The sequence below is a fragment of the Geminicoccus flavidas genome (assembly GCF_009806515.1).
Lineage (GTDB): Bacteria > Pseudomonadota > Alphaproteobacteria > Geminicoccales > Geminicoccaceae > Geminicoccus > Geminicoccus flavidus.
Map to the genome: position 1 here is coordinate 1 of NZ_WUJP01000322.1, position 3,004 is coordinate 3,004.

Below are 3,004 nucleotides of genomic sequence, written 5' to 3' on the forward strand. Positions count from 1 at the left end.
CCTGGTAGGGATTGGCCGCGCGATAATCGGGAAAGAAGATCAGGTCATGGGTCATCAGCTCGTCCACCAGTATGCTGAGAGGCTACGCGCCGCCACGGCCACCGCAAGTCCACGGTTGCGCCGGCACCTGCCGGAAACCGCCTGAGCCATCCCCTGCTGCTGCTTGCAGGAAACTGCATGACCGACCTCGAACTCCTCCTGCTGCTCGATCCCCGCCTGCCCGACGCCGAGGCGCGCGCTTTGGTCCGCCTGGTCGACCGGCTGGCGGCGCGCGGCTGGCGGATCGGCCTCCTGGGCATCCGCTCCAGCCTGTTCCTGCCCGGCCGCCTGATCGCTCCGCCGCTCGCCGCCAGCCTCGCCGCAAGACAGCTCGTCCTGGTCGACGCCGACTGGCCCGTGAGCAGCCGCATCCTCCTGGCCTGGCACCTGGCGCCACTCCTGGCCCGGATCGACCGCCCGCCCCGGATTCGGGCCGATCACGCCATCCTGCGCTTCGACCAGCTCCCCTGGCAAGACGGCCGCCTGGACCGTGAACTGCTGGCCGCATTGCGCCGCCGCTTCGCAGCATTGGCGGAGCATGCCGCCCTGCAGGAAGTGGCGGTGGACAGGAGCGTCGCCGCCGCCCTGGGCCTGAACAGCGCGCCCTGGCTGCCGCCGGCGCCCCCGCTCGGCACGACACCCCACCCAGCCTGGACGCGGCGGCCAACCGTGATCGGCCGCCATGGCGGGCAGGGCAACGCGGCCTGGCCCATGGACGAGGACGGCTTCGCCCGCGCCTACCCCGCGAGGGCACCCTGGTCGGTGGAACTGCTGGCACCACCGCTGGCCCTGCTCCGCCGGCGGGTCGCCCAGCCCTTGCCTGAACTGCGCCTGATCCCGGCCGAGGCGGAGCCGGTGGACGACTTCCTGGCGCGGCTGGACGTCTGGCACCTGGCCGGCTGGCCGGGCCAGCCCCAGCCGGTCACCGCCGAGCTGGTCGAGGCCGCGGCCGCTGGCGTGCCCTTGTCCCTGCCGGCGGAGCTGGCCGGCTGGCCGGAGGATGCCGCCAGCTTCCACACCGGCACCTTCCGCGAGCCGGGTGCCGACCGCCAGGCCCGTGCGGAGCGGGCCCGGGCCTTCGTCCAGGAGGCTGCCGACCCGGCGGCCCTGGCCGCACATCTCCTGGCCCTGGTCCCGGACCTCCCTGGCCCCCGGCGCACCGATTCCGCCCGGGTCCGGGCGCCGCGCCGGGTGCTGATGCTCTCTCCGAACGGGATCGGCATGGGCCACCTGACCCGGCTGCTCGCCGTGGCGCGCCGCCTGCCCCCCGCCATCGAGCCCGTGTTCCTCACCATGTCGCAGGCGGTTGGCGTGGTCGGCCAGTACGGGTTTCACGGCGAATACCTGCCCTATCACAGCTATTATGGCGGCGACGCCGACTACTGGAACCGCGGCCTGCTCGCCCGCCTCCAGGCTATGATCGGCTTCTACGACCCGCGCGTGCTCCTGTTCGACGGCAACATGCCCTATGCGGCGCTCACCGAGCTGCGCCGGCATTGCCCGGAGCGGCGGTTCGTCTGGCTCCGGCGCGGCCTGTGGCGGCCCGATGCCGGCAAGGCCGCGATCGAGCGCGCCGCCAGCTTCGACCTGGTGATCGAGCCCGGCGAGTTCGCGACCGAAGTCGATCGAGGCCTCACCCGGACCCGCGCCGGTGCGGTGGTCCGCGTCCCTCCGGTGACCCTGCTGGACAGTGACGAGATCCTGGACCGGGCGGAAGCGCGCGCCGAGCTCGGCATCGCCCCCGACGCTCTGGCCGTCCTGGTGCTGCTGGGTTCGCAGAACAATTTCGACTACCGCCGCGTCCGCCAGACCCTAGCCGGCTGCTTGGGCACGCAGGCGGGCGTGGTGCTGGTCGAGGCCGAGTGGCTGATCAGCGAGAACCAGCCGGCCGAGCGCCTGCCCGGTGCCAGCACCCTGTCCGGCTTCCCGATGGCTAGACTGTTCCGCGCCTTCGACCTCGCGATCAGTGCCGCCGGCTACAATTCCTTCCACGAGCTGATCTCGATCGGCATCCCCACAATCTTCGTGCCGAATGAGAATCCGACGATGGACGAGCAGGAGGCACGCGCCACCTGGGCGGAGCGGGCGGGCCTGGGCATATCCGTGCGCGTCCACCAGCTCGACCGGCTGCGCTGGGCGCTGGATGCTCTGCAGGCGCCGGAGGTGGCAGCCAGGATGCGCGAGCGGGTCCGGCACCTGCCGCCCACCGACGGTGGTGCCGCGATCGCCCGGCTGGTCGATGAGCAGGCGGCCCTGCGCGACGCCGAGTCCGGCCCGCCGCACCTGCCCCACCTAGCCCCGCACACCGCGCCGCTGGTCGGCTGAGGGCCTACAGTTTCTCGCGCCGCCCCGCGACCACCGCGGCCAGCGCGTCGGGGTCGGCCGGGCGGCCGAACGCGATGGTGGTCACCGGCTTCCACTTGCGGCCGATCAGCCGGTACTGCTCCAGCGCATAGGCCCGCCAGTCGAGCCCCGGCCGGCGGTGCCGGCAGATGTCGGGGTCGATCACCTGCTCGAACAGGGCCCGCTGCGCGCGCAGGGGCGCGAAGTTGGTGCCGTCGGTGATGAATAGCGGGCGGGTATGGGTGCGCCGGCATTCGGCCATCACGGTCTGCACGGTCTCCGCCAGGGCCTGGCCTTCCAGCCCCAGTACGGTGACCAGCACCGTCTGCGGCCCGGCCAACTTCTCGCTCCCCGGCTTCTCGGCCACCGGTTTGTCGCTCCCCGGCTTCTCGGCCACCGGCTTCTCGCTCCCGGGCTTCTCGCTTGGCGGCCTGTCGGCGTGCGGCTGCAAGGCGACCGCCTCCCCGACAGATTCTGCCGGGACGGCCGCCGCGACCGGCGCCACCGCTGCCTCGCTGCCCCCCTTCCAGCGCGCCACCAGCCCACGCAGCTTCATGCGGTGCGCAGCACGTCGTTCACCAGCCGGCCGGTGCGGCGCGCCGTGTCGGTGGCGTCCTGGGCC

General features: G+C 72.8%; 1 protein-coding gene and 1 pseudogene. One reads left to right on the forward strand and one right to left on the reverse strand.

Annotated elements, in window-relative coordinates:
- Window positions 1–177 precede the first annotated feature (177 nt).
- Window positions 178–2,364, forward strand: coding sequence for a glycosyltransferase (locus tag EQG76_RS08880; protein ID WP_159712568.1), 2,187 nt, complete (start codon window positions 178–180; stop codon window positions 2,362–2,364).
- A 4-nt stretch (window positions 2,365–2,368) separates the two neighbouring features.
- Here EQG76_RS08880 and EQG76_RS08885 read toward each other — a convergent pair.
- Window positions 2,369–3,004 (reverse strand): annotated as a pseudogene (locus tag EQG76_RS08885) (hypothetical protein); the annotation flags it as partial.

What these genes read in the sequence shown, in the direction of transcription:
- EQG76_RS08880 (WP_159712568.1), top strand. Translation starts at nt 178, where the DNA reads ATGACCGACCTCGAACTCCTCCTGCTGCTCGATCCCCGCCTGCCCGAC.